This is a genomic window from Pedobacter ginsengiterrae (assembly GCF_039537385.1).
GTDB classification, from domain to species: Bacteria; Bacteroidota; Bacteroidia; order Sphingobacteriales; family Sphingobacteriaceae; genus Pedobacter; species Pedobacter ginsengiterrae.
Genome location: NZ_BAABAK010000010.1, coordinates 320,722 through 336,555 on the forward strand (window position 1 = coordinate 320,722; position 15,834 = coordinate 336,555).

Consider the following 15,834-nt stretch of genomic DNA (forward strand, 5'->3'; position numbering starts at 1 on the left):
TCTTTTTACTTTGTCTGTTATCCAAAAAAGTAACAATTTCCAGCCTATTTTCATTTGGTCTCAATCTGTAAACTATAGATATATGCGGAATTACTGAACCAATGTAAGTAAACTAGGTTTTGTAAGTTTTTCGGCAATAAAAGGCTCTTTGCTAATCGTTTCGATGATGGAGAAACCCGATTTGTAAATTTAATCTATTGCTTAGTCGGAATTTTTTCAACCTTAACAGAATCTTTCTTAGGTAAAATAGGCTTAATTCCAAAATTTGGAAGTGAATCTGTTTTTGAAACAACTTTAGGAGTTGCAGGTTTTTGATCCGCCGCTTTAACTGCTGCAGGTTTTAAATTGGTTGTTTTTGCAGTTGATATAGCAGTTTTAGCAGGCGCAGTTTTAGGTTTTACTTTGGCTTTCCCCGATGCACCAATAGCTTCTTTTTTAGATTTTGGTCTTTCTTTCGGTTTCCAAGAAAATCCTTTAAGCACATTATCTTTTTCTACTTTATTTTCTGGATTAAGTGCGCCCTCAATATTATTTACATAAACAATATGTTCGATGTCGTTATTTTTAAAAATGAATTTTATCCGACTACTTAAAGTCTGGTTCATTTCCTTGTAAACCTTCGTGCTGTCATCCTGAGTATAATAAATACTCTCTGCGTTACCATCCACGAATAAGGTTTTTAACTTACCCTCGGCAAAAAAGCCCGTCATAAACCGACCTTTAATCTGATTAAACCTTAATGAATCTGCGGGTGTATTAACCAAAAAAGCATTTTTAAAAGCCTGCAGGTTATTTAGCTTATTCTGTTTAAACTGAACATAAATCGTATCGCCAATGACCTGAGAGCCTTCTGACCATATAATTGGGTTCCCGTAACAACGTAAAGTCGAATCAGCCGAAGTGTAAAACAAACTGTCCGTTTTAGCCTGAATATTACTTTTGAAAATTTTCACATTGTGATAAGCTCTAATCACACGGGTAGTTACGGTATCGGCGGGGTTAAACACCGAATCGGGTTTTACAACGCCTGCTTTTAAGTTTGAAACCGTTTTATTTAAGGTGTCCCTTATTCCATTGTTATTTAGCTGTTTTGAAACACTATCTACGCCAGGTTTTGGTGTCTTCTTCAATACATCAGTAATTGCAGTTTTCTTTTTTTGTAAGCTGTCTTTAGCTTTCAGCATAGTTTTGGCAACCGAGTCGGTAACTTTTTTGACTAAAAGGATTTTCTGCAGGCTATCTGTTTTTAACAGGTTTTTAGCAACAGAATCTGCCTTAAGTTTTAAACTATCTGGAATATTATCAGGTAAACCATCTGATTTCCCAGAATTCTTTTTGTCCTTCTTGCTTTTAGGTTCTTTGCCACTTTTTACGGGTGGTTTAGTACTGCCCGTTGCTGTTGGTGCTGCTTTTGCTTCTGGTTTTGCCTTAACTGGCTTTTCGGTTTCATCTTCATCTTCGCCAATCTGATTATCTGCCTTAACCGAAATTTTAGGAATAAGCTTTAAGTTTTTTTGTAAAACCATTTGCGTTTCGAGTGTATCGGCGCCCAAGCGTAAGGTATCGGGTATTTTTTTGTTTTTAACCGTTACCGAATCGCCCGAAATAAAGTCTACAAAAGCATTTTTCGTTACCAGTGTTCGCTGATCTATTTTGTAATAATAGCCTAAATCGCCGAACATTTTGGTGCCATCTTTTTTGTCGGTAAAAACAATGTTTTTTACCGCTTTACCATAGCCAACTTTACCAAAATAATATAAGCTATCGCCCTTTAATGATTTTGTACCCTGGCTATATAAGTTCTTCTTTCCAAAATAAGCATCCTCGCTTAAAGTATTATAAGCACCGTTTTCGGTGTATAAATTATCATCTTTACCCTTAATGTTGGTAGGTCCATAAAAATAAGTCCATTTACTATCGAGGTTGTAGCGCATGGTATCCGACTTAATCGTGCTTTGAGGCGTAACCACCACAACATTATACCTGAAATAAGAATCACTGCTATTACTAAAATAATAACCGTTTTTGCTTGTAAGGGTTACATCCTGGGTTTGAATTTTGCCACCAGTAGTATAGGTTCCAATTTTGCTTGCCGTATTATAATCTAAAACGTTCGTTGTTAAAAGCGATTTAGGGTCCTTCATCTGAACATTACCCGTTAAATGCGCTTGCTTTTTATTCCCGTCATATTGCAGCTCATCAGAATAAATATCGGTTGTTAACTGCTGTATGTGTACATTTTTATAGGCTTCAAAATAGTTTCTTTCGGTATAAAGAACCGCACTATCGCAACTTAATGTTGCATTATCCTGCTGGAAAACAGGGTTTTTTAGATAAGAAACTTTCTTTTTCGTATCTCCAGTAATTTGAGAAGAGCTAATGATTTTAATGATAGAGCCCTTTTGCTGACCGAATAAGAATACGGGGCAAATCAGGAAAAAAAGAAAGATAAATGTTTTTTGCACTCTACAAAGTTAGTTTTTTGTTCCGAACGTTGGAAACTGGTTAAAATTAAATATTTTTGATGGATGTTACCTTTAAAACAATTTCAGGATTTTATTGAACAACAAGAGCTGTTTAAAAAGGATAACAGAATTCTATTAGCCGTTAGCGGGGGTAAAGATTCGGTACTAATGTTGCATCTTTTTAAAGCTATTGGTGTTGATGTAGGTGTAGCGCATTGCAATTTTAATTTAAGGGCCGATGAAGCTCAACGCGATGAAAACTTTGTAAAAATGCTTGCTCTTTCTTTAAATCTGCCTTTTTATGTAACGCATTTTGATACAAAAAAATATGCCGCTGAAAATAAAATTTCGACACAGATGGCCGCAAGAGATTTGCGCTACAATTGGTTTGAAGAAATCAGGGTAAAAGAAGGCTATGATTTTATTGCTTTAGCGCAACACCAAAACGATTCGGTAGAAACTGTTTTGATTAATTTAGTGAGAGGAACAGGAATTAGCGGACTGCATGGTATTTTGCCTAAACGAAATAAATTAATCAGGCCATTACTTTTTTTAAGTCGCGAAGAAATCAATCATTTTGTTGATCACGAAAACATCAACTTTGTTGAAGACAGTTCGAATGCGAGCAAAAATTATCTTCGAAATAAACTTCGTTTAGATGTTATTCCCCATTTGCAACAAATAAATCCTAATCTGGAACATACATTCGCCGAAAATATTAATCGTTTTGCAGAAATAGAAACGTTTTTGAATTTGCAAGTTGAGGATCTTAAAACAAAACTGCTTTTAAATAAACCCGATGGAATTTACATTTCAATTGAGGGTATAAAAACTTTGAAGCCGCAGAAATTACTCCTATATGAATTGCTGAAGTCTTATGGTTTTGTTGAGCCTGTAGTTGCAGAAATTATAAGTGCATTAGATAAGCAAAGCGGAGTGAAATTTTTAAGTCAAAGCCACCAGGCGACTATTAATCGCGATGATTTAATTATTAGCAAAATAATTTCTACAGAAAATGAGCATCGGGTTATTCATTCGAACGAAAGTTCGTTTGAATTTAACGGGAATCAATTTGGACTTAGCTTTTCTGATGATTTAAAATTTGAAGTAAGCAAGAACAAGATTTTTATTGATGCTGATATTTTGTTGTTTCCTTTAATTATAAGGAATTGGCAAAATGGCGACCGATTTATTCCCTTTGGAATGCAAACCTTAAAGAAAATAAGCGATTTCTTTATTGATGAAAAAGTGCCTTTGCATTTAAAAAGTAATATTCCGATTTTGGTTAATGGAAATGGAGAAGTGATTTGGATTGCAGGAATGCGACAGGATAACCGTTACAAAATATTAAAGTCAACAAAAAAAGTTACTATATTCGAACTCAAAATAAATTAAGTGGAAAGCAGATACGCATATATCGAAAAACAATACATCGGCAGAGATTATGTTCGCATTTTCATTAGGTTGATTATGGCTGCATTTTGTTTTGCAGCTTATGTTTACGAACGCGATCGAGATAATACACAAGATTTGTTTTTGGTTGTTGGTTTCGGAATTATTGGTGTTTCGATGCTGTTACTTTTTTTAATTCAATATAAAATTGTTGTAGATAACGGAAGTTTAATATTGGATGGACTTTGGACAACCAAAAGAGTAAAGATTGACTTAAATAGTGTTGTCGAGGTTAAAAAGGCAATCTACAGTCGCTATTACTTTAACAATCCTGTTTATAATTTACATACAAAAGGAACCATCCGTTTCTACTCTTCGGGTAAAGACGCCGTTGTGTTAACCGATCGGGATGGCTTGGAGTATTTTATTGGTACTCAAAGGCCTAACGAATTGCTCCTGGTTATAAAGGACGAAATGAAAAAGCTGAAATAGTTCATTTTCCAACGGGGAGCTTTTTTCTCGAAATTCATCAATTAATTTTTTCTTCAGGTTGCAAACCGCTCTGTATTAGTTTGCAGTGGTTTTTTTGTTTGGGCATGCATATTGGATTATGTTAACCAAACATGCTACTATGAAAAAAATATTATTCTTCCTTTTTGCGCTTGTAATTTCCTCGTTCGTAAATGCGCAAACTTACACGCCGAAAGTTTCAAAAGATTCAGTTGGTATTTTAACAAACAGAATTGACGTACTTAAAGCTAGTATTAAGCTTTTAGAATTGAAAATTGCCGAATCAAAAGAAGAAACTGAAGTAGAAAAACTTAGATTAAAGTTGTTAGAAGCTAATGGAAATTCAAAAACATCAGCTGAGCGAGTTAGTAATCACAGTGCCAAAACGATTTCAGGTTCTTCTGTAGATTTAAAAGCCATGGAAAAGCTATCTAAAAAATCGAAAGCCGATGCTGAAAGTGCACTTAAGGCTTTAGAACGTTTTAATAAGCAAATTTCGAGCGTGGAAGACATTCGTTCGCAAATTCAAAGCGAAGAACGTAAGCTGGGTTACAAAAGCCCTAAAATAGTTTACACTTACAAATAAAATATTATTTAATAGTTTAAAATTACGCGCTCTCATTTGCGTGATTTATTACGCCCTCACTTTTCTTTAATATGGCTAAAAACCATCAGGATGAAGAATTTCTTTTTAAAGAAGAATGCTTCATCCTAACCGAAATTGCCGAACAAATTCATAGAGACTTAGGATTTGGCTTGCACGATTCGGAATATAAATTGGCTTTTGAATCGAAATTGAAATATCACGGCTTCGACTATGAGGCACAGAAAAAATTTGCATTCAACTTTAACGGCATTATTTTACAGCATAAATTCTATGCAGATTTTGTAATTAATGAAAATATAATTGTTGAGATAAAATCGGTTCCTTATCGGCTTAATGATTATGATTTAAAAGTGTTTGAACAATTAATTCTTAACAAGCCTAAAGCTGGGCTGGTTATTAATTTTTACAAAGAAGAACTACACTTTAAAAAGATCGTTTTACTGGCTTAGTAATGAACAGGTTTCAATATATAAAAGGTATAATACCTTTGGTTGTTTTTTGATAAGCAATGTATTCTGCACCGAAATAAGCTATTAAAACTTTCTCTTCAATTTTAATGCGGTATATAAATGAAGTTAGTGCGGCTAAGGTAACGAGGCTAAGTGAAACCAAATTGTTAAGGCTTAACCCAAACCCGATAAAGGATATTAATGATGCAAAATAGGATGGATGTCGTAGAAAGCTGTAAAAACCGTCTTTTTTTAGTTTATGATCTTTTTTTATGGTAACATCAACCGTGAAGTATTTTCCTAAGGATTTAACTATAATTAATCTGAATATTACGCCTGTAATAATTAAAGCTAAACCTATATAACGAATCAGTTCGTTTTCGTGAATGGGCAGATAATATTTTGTTGCAATGTACCCCGCAAGGAAAATAGCGATAACAACCGTTATCCAGATAATGATAAGGGAGTGCTGATCGGCATTTTGTTTATCTGTAGATTTTGAACGCAGAAGTCTGTTTAATACGATTTCTGATAAAATCCAGATGATGTAGGTAATTGTAAAAAGGGATAACATATTGATGATTATAGAACTAATATATTGAAATAAAATAATTGTTCACCTGTTGTTTCTGTTATAATAAAATCACGGTTTTAAATTTCTGTTATTTCGATTAATAAAATCTGGCTGGTTTGCTGGAACCGAAATAAAAAGCTACTTAGTAAATTTAATAAACCCGGTTGTAGCGGAAAACCCGCAATGAAGGTAGGGCTGAGCGGGGTATGAGGATTTGAAGCGAAAAACGGGACTGACGCTGATTGAAATTGCTGCTTTTCCTTTTCAAAAAAATAATAAATGTATGTAGAGACACCCTGCTTTGACAGCCTCGGTATAACAAACTAAAAATTTAAGGCAGCGTACTCAAATTTGGTGTTTTTTATTGCAATAAACCGACACGCATTATAGATTAAAACTGGCTACATTTGCGATAACAACAATACATTTATAATGAAGATAGGAATTGTTTGCTACCCCACTTTCGGCGGTAGTGGAGTAGTTGCAACAGAGCTTGGCAAGGCGCTTGCTAATGAAGGTCACCAGGTTCACTTTATAACATATAGCCAGCCAGCAAGGCTCGATTTCTTTTCGGCAAACTTGTTTTACCATGAGGTTTCGGTGAGGGATTATCCATTGTTCGATTATGCGCCATACGAATCGGCTTTGGCAAGTAAGCTGGTAGATGTTGTTCGTTTCGAGCAGCTGGATGTTTTACACGTTCATTATGCTATTCCGCATGCTTCGGCGGCGTTTATGGCCAAACAAATTTTGGCTAGTTACGGTATTCATATTCCCGTTGTTACCACGCTACACGGTACCGATATTACTTTGGTTGGTAAAGACCCAACTTATAAACCTGTGGTTACCTTTTCGATCAATCAGAGCGATGGGGTTACAACGGTTTCGCAGGATTTAAAAGAGGATACTTACCGCCATTTTGAAATTACGAAGGATATTAAGGTAATTCCTAATTTTATAGATTTTAGCCGCTTTAGTTTACAGGCTAAAGATCACTTTAAGAAAGCAATTGCGCCAAACAACGAACGTATTTTAATTCATACTTCTAACTTCCGTAAGGTTAAACGTACCGCCGATGTGATTCGCATTTTTGAGAAAGTACAGGCGGTAATTCCATCGAAACTGTTAATGGTAGGCGATGGGCCTGAGCGGGTATATGACGAACAGCTTTGCAGAACTTTGGGGATTAGCGACCACGTTCGCTTTTTAGGCAAGCAAGATGCTGTTGAAGAAATTCTTTCGGTTTCTGATTTGTTTTTGATGCCTTCTGAATCGGAAAGCTTTGGTTTGGCTGCATTGGAAGCTATGGCTTGCAAGGTGCCGGCGATTACTTCGAATGCAGGGGGTTTGCCTGAATTAAATATTGATGATTTTTGTGGTTATATGTGCGATGTTGGCGATATCGAAGATATGGCAAATAAGGCGATTACTATTTTAAGTAATGATGAAACGCTGAAGTATTTTAAAGAGAATGCATTTACAAGGGCGCAGGATTTTGATTTGAAAAAAATACTCCCTTCTTATGTAGATTTTTATAAAGAAGTGATCGAAAACTCTTTGCAAGCAAAATAATAAGAATTTATTTTTTAGTTAAAAGTCATCTGGTTATTCGAGGGCACTGAAAAACTAGCCATTTAAAAAGGGCTTATGGAATAAAACATTCATAAGCCCTTTTCTTTATGATATTCGCAATCTCTTAAATTCTATTTTCCATTTAGAGGATTCTAAGAGGCCTTATCTACCATTTTTTCTCAATATTTAATACGACATTTTTAACAAGGACTTTTTCAGTGCCCTCGGTTATTCGGATGACTTTTTTGGTTTAAATGGTTTAGAAAGCATTTTTGGTAAAAATTATTATATTTTTTCAAATGGCTGGAAAAGAAATACTTAGTTAAAACAAAACTTTCTCAAAATCAAATCATTATAAATCGTACCTTTGCGCCAAATGAAAAAAATAGTTGATTACAGAAAGCTTTTGAACGTGGACAAAACGGCCGAGCTTGCAGCGCTTAAGTCGGTTTATCGTACGTTGATGAAAGAATGCCACCCTGATAAATTTCAGGTAGAAGAAGAGAAATTAGCAGCAGAGGCGAGAAGTAAAGAAATTATCGAGGCTTATCATTTCCTGGTTAGCATTGCGCCAGAAACCCGTGAGCAAAATATCGAAACTTATACAGAAACGATTACAAATTCTAATATTTTAGATTTTGAATACAAACAATCTGTTTTAAATATTCAGTTTTTTGATGGCAGCGCTTACGAATATTTTGACGTGCCAAAAAACATTTATGTTAAATTGGTTAACGCAGATTCGCCAGGACGTTTTGCACGCCGCCATATTTGTAGTTCATATCCATATCGTAATGTAGCCAAGGTTGCAGAACCTGCTTAGTTCGATTTATAAGAATTAATACAAAGACCTGCTATAAACAGGTCTTTTTTTATTTAAGATTTTATTTCTGTTTTTTGTGAATGGGAAACTTCCTCTTTGGAATCCTTTACCTCTGTACCAATTTCCATTTTGTTTTCTTTTCGGGGCAATCTTGGGATAGGAGCTCCGCCTCCTAACCCGATTGAGGCAAGCATAATTAATAATATCAGCCCACCCAACCGTAGTGTTCTTTTAAAATATCTCATTTTTCAATACATATCTATACATCCCACCTGCAAAAAAAAAATGCAGGTTATTAAGATTTCCGTTTAAAACGGTTAGTTACGAATGAAAAAACGGCGGCTCATTTGATTTGGACTCGCTAAAAGAAATTATTTTGTTTTGAAAGGTATGTGGAATTTTTAGGAACGAAATTTTGTAATCACATTTAACAAGCTTCGTTTTGATCAGCTTGTTATAGGTTAAAAGTTTGTAAAGGTTATCTTTAGTTTTTGTAAATGTGTTTCTTTTAACAGAAACCAAAGTGTTTTCGTTAATCGCTATCGCCGCTTTTCTGCTTTCGAAAAGCTCCGTTTGAACTTTATGGTGATTTGAATAGGCATTGGCACTTACAGGTGTTAAAAACCCGCACAGATTAAGCAGGATTGTTATAACAACAACCCAAATTGAAAGCTTGTCTTTGCGATTATTCTTTTTAAACAGCATTTTACCTAAAGAGCAATTAATTAATTGTTTAACATTGGCTTAAAGCGGTTGTCTTTATTTCTTAAATCTAAACCGCCTTCGTAAACAGATTTAAGGTTAATTAGATAAAAACTCCAGCCGTTATGGCAACCTAAGCGAATGTTTCTTTTCGAGTTTTCATCTGTAGGGATGTTTTTCTGCGTAAGTTCTACAATTGTATATTCGTGTTGTTCTTTTAGTTTTATATCAACCAAACAGTTACCAGCAAACGTAAATTGAACAAAATCTACGTTATTAGCTTCCGTAATTTTTCCGTTTTCTAAATCATCATATAAATACCAGGTCCATTTGTAGTTGTCGCCTTTCAAAGCGTTTTGTGCTTTGCTTAGCAGAACATTATTTTCATCAGAAAATTCTGCATCACTTAAAAACCATTTTTCTATTTCGCTTGCTTTTGTCCAGGCGTTATAAATGGTTTTACAATCTGTTTTTATCGCTATTTTTAAGGTGAAGCTAGTCCAATCAAAATTTTCCATAAGTAAAACTATTTTGTAAATACCAGACAAACAGGAGCGCCAACTTCAATTCTTTTTCCGCTATCGGTAAGTTTGCCAGTTATTGCATTGCGTTTAAAAATAACAACATTATTGGTGTATTGATGTGCGACCAGCAAGAATTTGCCGCTTGGATCTATGGCGAAATTTCTGGGTCCTTTACCGAGAGTGCTTACCGTTTCAACAAATTTCAAAATCCCAGTAGGTAGAATAGAAAATACCGAAATGCTATTAGCATCGCCACGATTGGTTTCGTATAAAAATTTTCCATCAGCAGATACATGGATGTCTGCGCCATCAATTTTGCCTGCAAAATCTTTAGGGGCGGTACCAATCTCCTGTATTTTGTTTAAAGTTCCGTTTTTATAATAAAAACCTGTAATGCTGCCATTAAATTCGTGCGCTAAATATGCAAATTTACCATTCGGACTAAAAGTAATGTGCCTTGGGCCAGTGCCAGGATTTGTTTTTAAAACACTTTTAATGGTTAAAACCTTGTCTTTGCTTTTCGGATTATAGTTGTAAGTATATACACGGTCTTCGCCCAGATCGTTTACAATTAAAAATTTCTTATCTGGCGTAAATTTAACCATGTGTACATGGGCGCTTTCTTGTCGGCCTTTAGTATCGATGCTTTTACCCGTATGTTTTATTACCAATGCTGCATTTGATAGCGAACCATTTGCCTTGCGTTTAAAAACAGCTAAGCTGCCACCACTATAATTTGCTACAATTACATTATCATTATCGGCTGTTAGGTAACATGGATCGGCACCTTCGCTATCTACTTTATTTAAAAAGGTAAATGCGCCTGTAGCTGCATTATACTTAAATGCACTAACGGTACTTGTTGGCCCAGTCTCATTAACTGCGTAAGCAAACTTCTTATCGGGCGAAAGAACTAAAAAGCTTGGGTTGGCAACATCTTTAGTTACTTGTTTTAATTTGGTGTTACCATTAATGGTGTTGAAATTATAAGTATAAATGCCTTCACTTTTTCCAGTATTGGTGTAAGTGCCAATTAAAAGGTTATAATTAGATTGTGCTAAAGCAATTACAGATAAAGACATAAGTAATAAAAGAAGGTTATACTTTTTCATGGATGTGATTTTGATTGATAACAAATATGGCAAAAATTGCGCCTAACAAAAAAGGCAATCTTTCGATTGCCTTTAGTAATTTATTTAATAAGATGTTTAATCTGTATTAATTCATGTTCTTCAAGATAGCGCCATCTTCCGCGAGGCAAATCTTTTTTGGTTAAATTACCATAAACAACACGATCTAATTTTTCTACGTTATAACCTAAATGTTCGAAAATACGACGAACGATACGGTTTTTTCCGCTATGAATCTGAATGCCAACTTCTTTTTTAGTACCACCAGCTACATACGAAATGTTATCTGGCTTAATTAAACCATCTTCAAGTTCTAAACCAAACTGAATTTTGTTTAAATCGCCTTGTGATAAAGATTTATCTAATTCGACATTGTAGATTTTAGTGATGCCGTTTTTAGGGTGCGATAACTTATCTGCTAAATCACCGTCATTTGTCATTAATAATAAGCCAGTTGTGTTGCGATCTAAGCGACCAACTGGGTAAATGCGCTCACGACTAGCTTTATCTACCAATTGCATTACAGTACGGCGTTCCTGAGGATCGTCGGTAGTTGTAATATAATCTTTCGGTTTATTTAATAATACGTAAACTTTCTTTTCGCGTTTAAGCAATTCGCCATTGTAACGAACCTGATCTTTAGCTGGATCTACTTTATGACCTAATTCGGTCACCGCTTCGCCGTTTACGGTAATAATACCTGCTGCAATTAACTCATCAGCCTTACGACGAGAGCAAATGCCAGCGTTTGAAATATATCTGTTAAGGCGAATTAAGCCTTTATCTTCATTAGTTTTGCGGCCTTGTTTAATTACAGTTCTTTCCTCGCGGTTAAATTCTGTATCTCTTGGCTTAATTTCTTCGCGTTTCCTGAAAGGTCTGCTATCTGCACCCTCTCTAGGTTTTACATCCCTAGAGCTTCCTGCACTAGGTTTGAAGTCGTCATTTCTTCCGCCTCTTGATTTGAAATCTTTGTAACCACCTTCTCTTGGTTTGAAGTCTCTGTCGCCAGTTCTCGGTTTAAAATTTCTCGAATCTCCATCCTTAGATTTGAAATCGCCTTCTCCTCTTGGTTTATAATCTCTTGCACCACCATCTTTTGATTTAAAGTCTCTGTCGCCTGTTCTTGGTTTGTAATCTCTTGCACCACCATCTTTCGATTTGAAGTCTCTATCGCCAGTTCTTGGTTTGTAATCTCTCGAGCCACCTTCTCTCGGTTTGAAGTCTCTCTCGCCAGTTCTTGGCTTATAATCTCTTGAGCCACCTTCTCTTGGTTTAAACTCGCGTTCGCTACCTCTTGAAGTTGAATCTTTTGATTTGAATTCACGATCTCCGAATTTAAAGCCTTTAGCTTCTCCATCTTTCGATTTGAAATCTCTGTCGCCTCTTGGTTTGAAATCTTTTTTGTCTCCGAATGATTTTGATTTGAAATCTTTACCGTCGTTGCTTCTAGGTCTGAAGCCAGTATTAGAATCGGATGATTTTTTGAATTTACTGTCTTTGTCTTCTGATCTTTTTCTGTCAGAACCACCAGCACTGCTTCTGCCTTCGGTTTTTCGGCTTCCCGGTTTGGACTTGTCATCCCGACTGTTCCTGTTGTTTTTATTTATCATGATACGCTTTTAACCGCACCTAAAATGCGGGCTGCAAATTTATGTAAAATAGCTGAAATTAACAATCAGAAGAGCTGATAAAATTTTGTCAAAAAATAGCCTCTAAAATAGGGAAAAAGCTTCGAAAATCAAAATTTAAAATCCACGTTTAAAGCGGTTTAGGGGTCGATTTTTACGGTTATTTCTGTAACTGCTTGGTAGTCTGACTATTATTTTTTACCTTTGCGAACGTTTTTTATAAGTTCACCAAAAAAAGGAGGAAGATGTTAAAGAAACACATAGTACCATTTTCGGTAGTGGCAGCACTATTTATTATGGCAAAAGTGTTCGCTTACCAAATGCCCTTAGCACAAAAAAGTCTTTTAAAAGAAGAAAAATTAAACACTACAATACCCCCAACTGAAAAACCAGAGGAAGAACCAAAATCTTTAATGGCTCAGTTAAATTTTGCCGAAGAAACCTTGCCATTAGGCGATAAAAGGGTAGAACGCAAAATGAAAAAAATCCTTGCAGCTCATACCTATGGCAATACGCAAACCCATCGTTTGCAGCGAAAAGCTGCCGAATGGTTTCCGATTATTGAGCCAATTTTAGCCGCTTATGGAATTCCTGATGATTTTAAGTATTTAGCTTTAGTAGAATCGGGTATGCAAGGCGGAGTTTCTCCAAAAGGCGCAGCTGGTGTTTGGCAATTTATGCCAGGTACTGCACGTTCTTACGGATTAAAAGTTAACGGAAGAACTGATGATCGCTATAATTTGCGTAAATCTACCGTTGCAGCTTGCAAATACATTAAAGAAATGTATGTTGGTTTAGAAAGCTGGACATTGGTTGCTGCGGCATACAATGTTGGCGATGGCCGTTTGCGCAAACAGATTAATAATCAGAATCAAGACAATTATTACAAAATGAAACTTAACACCGAAACAGGTGGTTATGTTTATAAAGTAATATCCATGAAACAGATTATTGAACATCCTGTTCGCTACGGTTATGCAAAACCGAAAGAGTTATTGGCATATAATGCCGAATAGTAAATAAAAAACAGAGCATTTGGTAAAGCGTTCCGATTATTCGGAACGCTTTTTTTGTGAGATTTAATCTATCTCTACATCCTCTACCGTTAGGTTTCCAGGGAAATCGGAAGCTTCTGCACGAAGGTAACCACCGCTAAAATCTGGGTTAACAATGGTGCAATTGTATCGCCAATCCAGATTATTGAATTGTACAATTGCTGTTCCAGATTCAATTAGGTTGCCCGATGCAGAATAAATCGAAACCTTAACGGCTGTAACTCCAAAATTATCAACAGCCCTTACTCTAATATAATCACCAACCAATCCGTTGTACTCGGAAATATCTACCGCTTTAATTTGCGGGGCTTTGCAAAAATCGGCAAGTGCCAGATTATAGACTGAAATTCCAGGCTTGGCCAACCTTTTATATCTTACTGTTAAATCTGCATTGGCGATCACACCTTTCGCATAAACAACCCCATCTCTAAATTTCTCTTTTGTTCTTTCCTGTTCAATCGTGTACTTGGGGTTAATAATCTTTTTTCTTCGCTTTGCAATAACCGTTTGATTTTCGCCGAAATTTTTAAATACAACCAGATTGCCAATTTTGCCTCTGGCGCCAAACATTACTTCGTTGTTTTCTGACTTTGCCATCTTCTTTAATTTTTAGTGAAACATTTATTTCTGTAGCTGCTTTATTGCTTCCACAATTCAAAGGTGAGCATAGCCAGAAAATTGCCTGACGCATTTGTACCGTTTTGGCGTAAATACTCACATTTGTCTGCTTTTGTCGTTTTTATTTGTTTAAAACACCGTCGTTTCACGCTCGATATACCGTCGGTATGCCGTCCGTATACCGTTTAGAACCGCAAAAAAAAAAATGTAAAATAGGTAACAGGAAAGTTTTTTTAACTTGAGTTCAGTTTTTTATGGGCTTAGGTAAACTTCAAAATATAGACTTAGCTGGTGATTTTTTTTAAAATTGGCAAGGGTGATTCGGTAAGCTTTACGAAAATGGCAATAGGGTATTTACCCCTGCTTAACAGTATGCTAAATCTTTGTAATTCGTTTAAAAAGAAGAATTTACTGCTTAATTTAGGATTATTGAATTTGGTTAAACTAAAGAACTCAAAAAAAACAATGAAAAGAATTACACTATATGCATCCGATTTAGTATTAATCACGGGAAAAAGTGGTCGTACTTGTCAGCGCATATTTCAGCAAATCCGTGATACTTTCGGTATTAAAAAAAATCAAGTGGTAACTGTTTATCATGTAAGTGATTTTCTAGGGTTACCATTGGAACAGGTTAATGCTTTTATACGGTAGTTGTTCGTTTTTAGTCTATCGTTGTTTGTTTTTCTCCTTTCCTTTCAAATTCCTTTCTTTGCAATATGTATAAACTGCAAATAGAAAAAATAACATCGCAGCCAGGCGATAATATTACCATTCAGCTTAAAGCTGTTGAAGGTGATTATCCAAAATACCTTGCTGGTCAGTTTATATCGCTAATTTTTCAGGGGAAACATGGTGAGATAAGGCGGTCATATTCTTTTAATAGTTCGCCTGATATTGATGAGCCAATGGCAATTACTGTGAAACGGGTAGAAAATGGTGAGATTTCCAGGTTATTACACCACAAAACTGCTGCGGGTGATATTCTTTTTGCTCAGGAGCCTCAGGGCTTGTTCAGTTATTTGCCTCAAGAAAATCTTGAACGAGATGTTTTTCTCTTCGCTGCGGGCGTAGGTATAACGCCTTTATTTTCGATTATGAAAACTGCGCTCGTAACGGAACAGCGATCAAAAATCACATTAATTTATAGTAATCGTTCTTTAGAAGATACTTTATTTTACAAGGAGATCAGCGAATGGCAGGCAAAATATCCCGATAGGTTAAAAGTAATCTGGATTTTTAGTAACAGCAAAAATTTAATGACCGCGAGGTTAAACAAGTTTTACATTGATAAACTGCTAAAAGAACATTTGGTTTTTGATAGAAATGATGCGCTATTTTATACCTGTGGACCAGTAATATATATGGATTTATGCCGGATTACCTTGTTGGGGATGGGCTTTGATATTACGCAGATAAAACGCGAAACTTTTGTTTTACCCGAGGATGAAGTTGATGAAGACGATAGTACGGAAAAAGTAGTAGATCAGAATACCTATTCGGTTATCTTAAACTTTAAAAGCGAAACCTATAATCTCGATATTCCGTGGCCAAAACGGATTTTAGATGTTGCGCTTGAAAATAAAATCAAATTGCCTTATAGCTGTAGAGGTGGTGTTTGCAACACTTGCGTTGCAAACTGCACAAAAGGGAATGTTCGTATGGATTATAACGAAGTTTTAACCGATGATGAATTGGAAAGGGGTAGGGTTTTAGTTTGCACTGGCCACCCAACCGAAAACGGAACCACTATAGATTGGTAACCGCTTTAATTATAAATTT

General features: G+C 35.6%; 14 protein-coding genes. 8 read left to right on the forward strand and 6 right to left on the reverse strand.

Annotated features, from left to right (window positions below; translation table 11 throughout):
• Positions 1 to 194: 194 nt before the first annotated feature.
• Complete coding sequence (locus ABD692_RS10915) at positions 195 to 2,465, reverse strand: OstA-like protein (protein WP_344766908.1); 2,271 nt, start codon at positions 2,463 to 2,465, stop codon at positions 195 to 197.
• Positions 2,466 to 2,528: 63 nt separating this feature from the next.
• On the opposite strand from ABD692_RS10915, the gene tilS reads away from it, so the two are divergent.
• The 4 genes from tilS (at position 2,529) to ABD692_RS10935 (ending at position 5,423) form a co-directional block, all read left to right on the forward strand.
• Positions 2,529 to 3,860 (forward strand): tRNA lysidine(34) synthetase TilS, encoded by a 1,332-nt coding sequence (tilS, locus tag ABD692_RS10920; RefSeq protein ID WP_344766913.1) that lies wholly within the window; start codon positions 2,529 to 2,531, stop codon positions 3,858 to 3,860.
• On the forward strand, positions 3,861 to 4,349 hold the full coding sequence (locus ABD692_RS10925) for a hypothetical protein (RefSeq protein WP_316756263.1): 489 nt from the start codon (positions 3,861 to 3,863) through the stop codon (positions 4,347 to 4,349).
• Positions 4,350 to 4,488: 139 nt separating this feature from the next.
• The gene (locus ABD692_RS10930) at positions 4,489 to 4,953 is read left to right on the forward strand and encodes a hypothetical protein (protein ID WP_344766916.1); all 465 of its coding nucleotides are present in this window, start codon (positions 4,489 to 4,491) and stop codon (positions 4,951 to 4,953) included.
• Between the two features lie 71 nt (positions 4,954 to 5,024).
• Positions 5,025 to 5,423 (forward strand): GxxExxY protein, encoded by a 399-nt coding sequence (locus tag ABD692_RS10935; protein WP_344766918.1) that lies wholly within the window; start codon positions 5,025 to 5,027, stop codon positions 5,421 to 5,423.
• Between the two features lie 13 nt (positions 5,424 to 5,436).
• Here the strand turns inward: ABD692_RS10935 and ABD692_RS10940 are convergent, their stop codons facing one another.
• The gene (locus tag ABD692_RS10940; RefSeq protein ID WP_344766920.1) at positions 5,437 to 5,997 is read right to left on the reverse strand and encodes a methyltransferase family protein; all 561 of its coding nucleotides are present in this window, start codon (positions 5,995 to 5,997) and stop codon (positions 5,437 to 5,439) included.
• A gap of 432 nt (positions 5,998 to 6,429) precedes the next feature.
• Here ABD692_RS10940 and bshA point away from each other — a divergent pair, with 432 nt between their 5' ends.
• Both bshA and ABD692_RS10950 read left to right on the forward strand, forming a co-directional pair.
• The gene (bshA, locus tag ABD692_RS10945; RefSeq protein WP_316756268.1) at positions 6,430 to 7,569 is read left to right on the forward strand and encodes an N-acetyl-alpha-D-glucosaminyl L-malate synthase BshA; all 1,140 of its coding nucleotides are present in this window, start codon (positions 6,430 to 6,432) and stop codon (positions 7,567 to 7,569) included.
• A 376-nt stretch (positions 7,570 to 7,945) separates the two neighbouring features.
• A complete protein-coding gene (locus tag ABD692_RS10950; RefSeq protein ID WP_316756270.1) occupies positions 7,946 to 8,392 on the forward strand; it encodes a KTSC domain-containing protein in 447 nt (148 codons plus the stop codon).
• A gap of 725 nt (positions 8,393 to 9,117) precedes the next feature.
• Here ABD692_RS10950 and ABD692_RS10955 read toward each other — a convergent pair.
• From ABD692_RS10955 to ABD692_RS10965, 3 genes are all read right to left on the reverse strand, one after another.
• Positions 9,118 to 9,612 (reverse strand): SRPBCC family protein, encoded by a 495-nt coding sequence (locus ABD692_RS10955; RefSeq protein WP_344766923.1) that lies wholly within the window; start codon positions 9,610 to 9,612, stop codon positions 9,118 to 9,120.
• An 8-nt stretch (positions 9,613 to 9,620) separates the two neighbouring features.
• The gene (locus tag ABD692_RS10960; protein ID WP_344766926.1) at positions 9,621 to 10,730 is read right to left on the reverse strand and encodes a lactonase family protein; all 1,110 of its coding nucleotides are present in this window, start codon (positions 10,728 to 10,730) and stop codon (positions 9,621 to 9,623) included.
• 80 nt (positions 10,731 to 10,810) lie between these two features.
• Positions 10,811 to 12,361 (reverse strand): pseudouridine synthase, encoded by a 1,551-nt coding sequence (locus ABD692_RS10965; protein ID WP_316756276.1) that lies wholly within the window; start codon positions 12,359 to 12,361, stop codon positions 10,811 to 10,813.
• A 263-nt stretch (positions 12,362 to 12,624) separates the two neighbouring features.
• Between ABD692_RS10965 and ABD692_RS10970 the strand changes: the two genes are divergently transcribed.
• Positions 12,625 to 13,395: a lytic transglycosylase domain-containing protein gene (locus ABD692_RS10970; RefSeq protein WP_316756278.1), complete on the forward strand. Its 771-nt coding sequence runs from the start codon at positions 12,625 to 12,627 to the stop codon at positions 13,393 to 13,395.
• Between the two features lie 63 nt (positions 13,396 to 13,458).
• On the opposite strand, the gene ABD692_RS10975 is transcribed toward ABD692_RS10970, so the two are convergent.
• Positions 13,459 to 14,031, reverse strand: coding sequence for a hypothetical protein (locus ABD692_RS10975; protein ID WP_344766928.1), 573 nt, complete (start codon positions 14,029 to 14,031; stop codon positions 13,459 to 13,461).
• 740 nt (positions 14,032 to 14,771) lie between these two features.
• Here ABD692_RS10975 and ABD692_RS10980 point away from each other — a divergent pair.
• Positions 14,772 to 15,815 (forward strand): 2Fe-2S iron-sulfur cluster-binding protein, encoded by a 1,044-nt coding sequence (locus ABD692_RS10980; protein ID WP_344766930.1) that lies wholly within the window; start codon positions 14,772 to 14,774, stop codon positions 15,813 to 15,815.
• Positions 15,816 to 15,834: the final 19 nt, after the last annotated feature.

What these genes read in the sequence shown, in the direction of transcription:
- tilS (WP_344766913.1), top strand. Translation starts at nt 2,529, where the DNA reads ATGTTACCTTTAAAACAATTTCAGGATTTTATTGAACAACAAGAGCTG.
- ABD692_RS10930 (WP_344766916.1), top strand. Translation starts at nt 4,489, where the DNA reads ATGAAAAAAATATTATTCTTCCTTTTTGCGCTTGTAATTTCCTCGTTC.
- ABD692_RS10935 (WP_344766918.1), top strand. Translation starts at nt 5,025, where the DNA reads ATGGCTAAAAACCATCAGGATGAAGAATTTCTTTTTAAAGAAGAATGC.
- ABD692_RS10940 (WP_344766920.1), bottom strand. Translation starts at nt 5,997, where the DNA reads ATGTTATCCCTTTTTACAATTACCTACATCATCTGGATTTTATCAGAA.
- bshA (WP_316756268.1), top strand. Translation starts at nt 6,430, where the DNA reads ATGAAGATAGGAATTGTTTGCTACCCCACTTTCGGCGGTAGTGGAGTA.
- ABD692_RS10950 (WP_316756270.1), top strand. Translation starts at nt 7,946, where the DNA reads ATGAAAAAAATAGTTGATTACAGAAAGCTTTTGAACGTGGACAAAACG.
- ABD692_RS10955 (WP_344766923.1), bottom strand. Translation starts at nt 9,612, where the DNA reads ATGGAAAATTTTGATTGGACTAGCTTCACCTTAAAAATAGCGATAAAA.
- ABD692_RS10960 (WP_344766926.1), bottom strand. Translation starts at nt 10,730, where the DNA reads ATGAAAAAGTATAACCTTCTTTTATTACTTATGTCTTTATCTGTAATT.
- ABD692_RS10965 (WP_316756276.1), bottom strand. Translation starts at nt 12,361, where the DNA reads ATGATAAATAAAAACAACAGGAACAGTCGGGATGACAAGTCCAAACCG.
- ABD692_RS10970 (WP_316756278.1), top strand. Translation starts at nt 12,625, where the DNA reads ATGTTAAAGAAACACATAGTACCATTTTCGGTAGTGGCAGCACTATTT.
- ABD692_RS10975 (WP_344766928.1), bottom strand. Translation starts at nt 14,031, where the DNA reads ATGGCAAAGTCAGAAAACAACGAAGTAATGTTTGGCGCCAGAGGCAAA.
- ABD692_RS10980 (WP_344766930.1), top strand. Translation starts at nt 14,772, where the DNA reads ATGTATAAACTGCAAATAGAAAAAATAACATCGCAGCCAGGCGATAAT.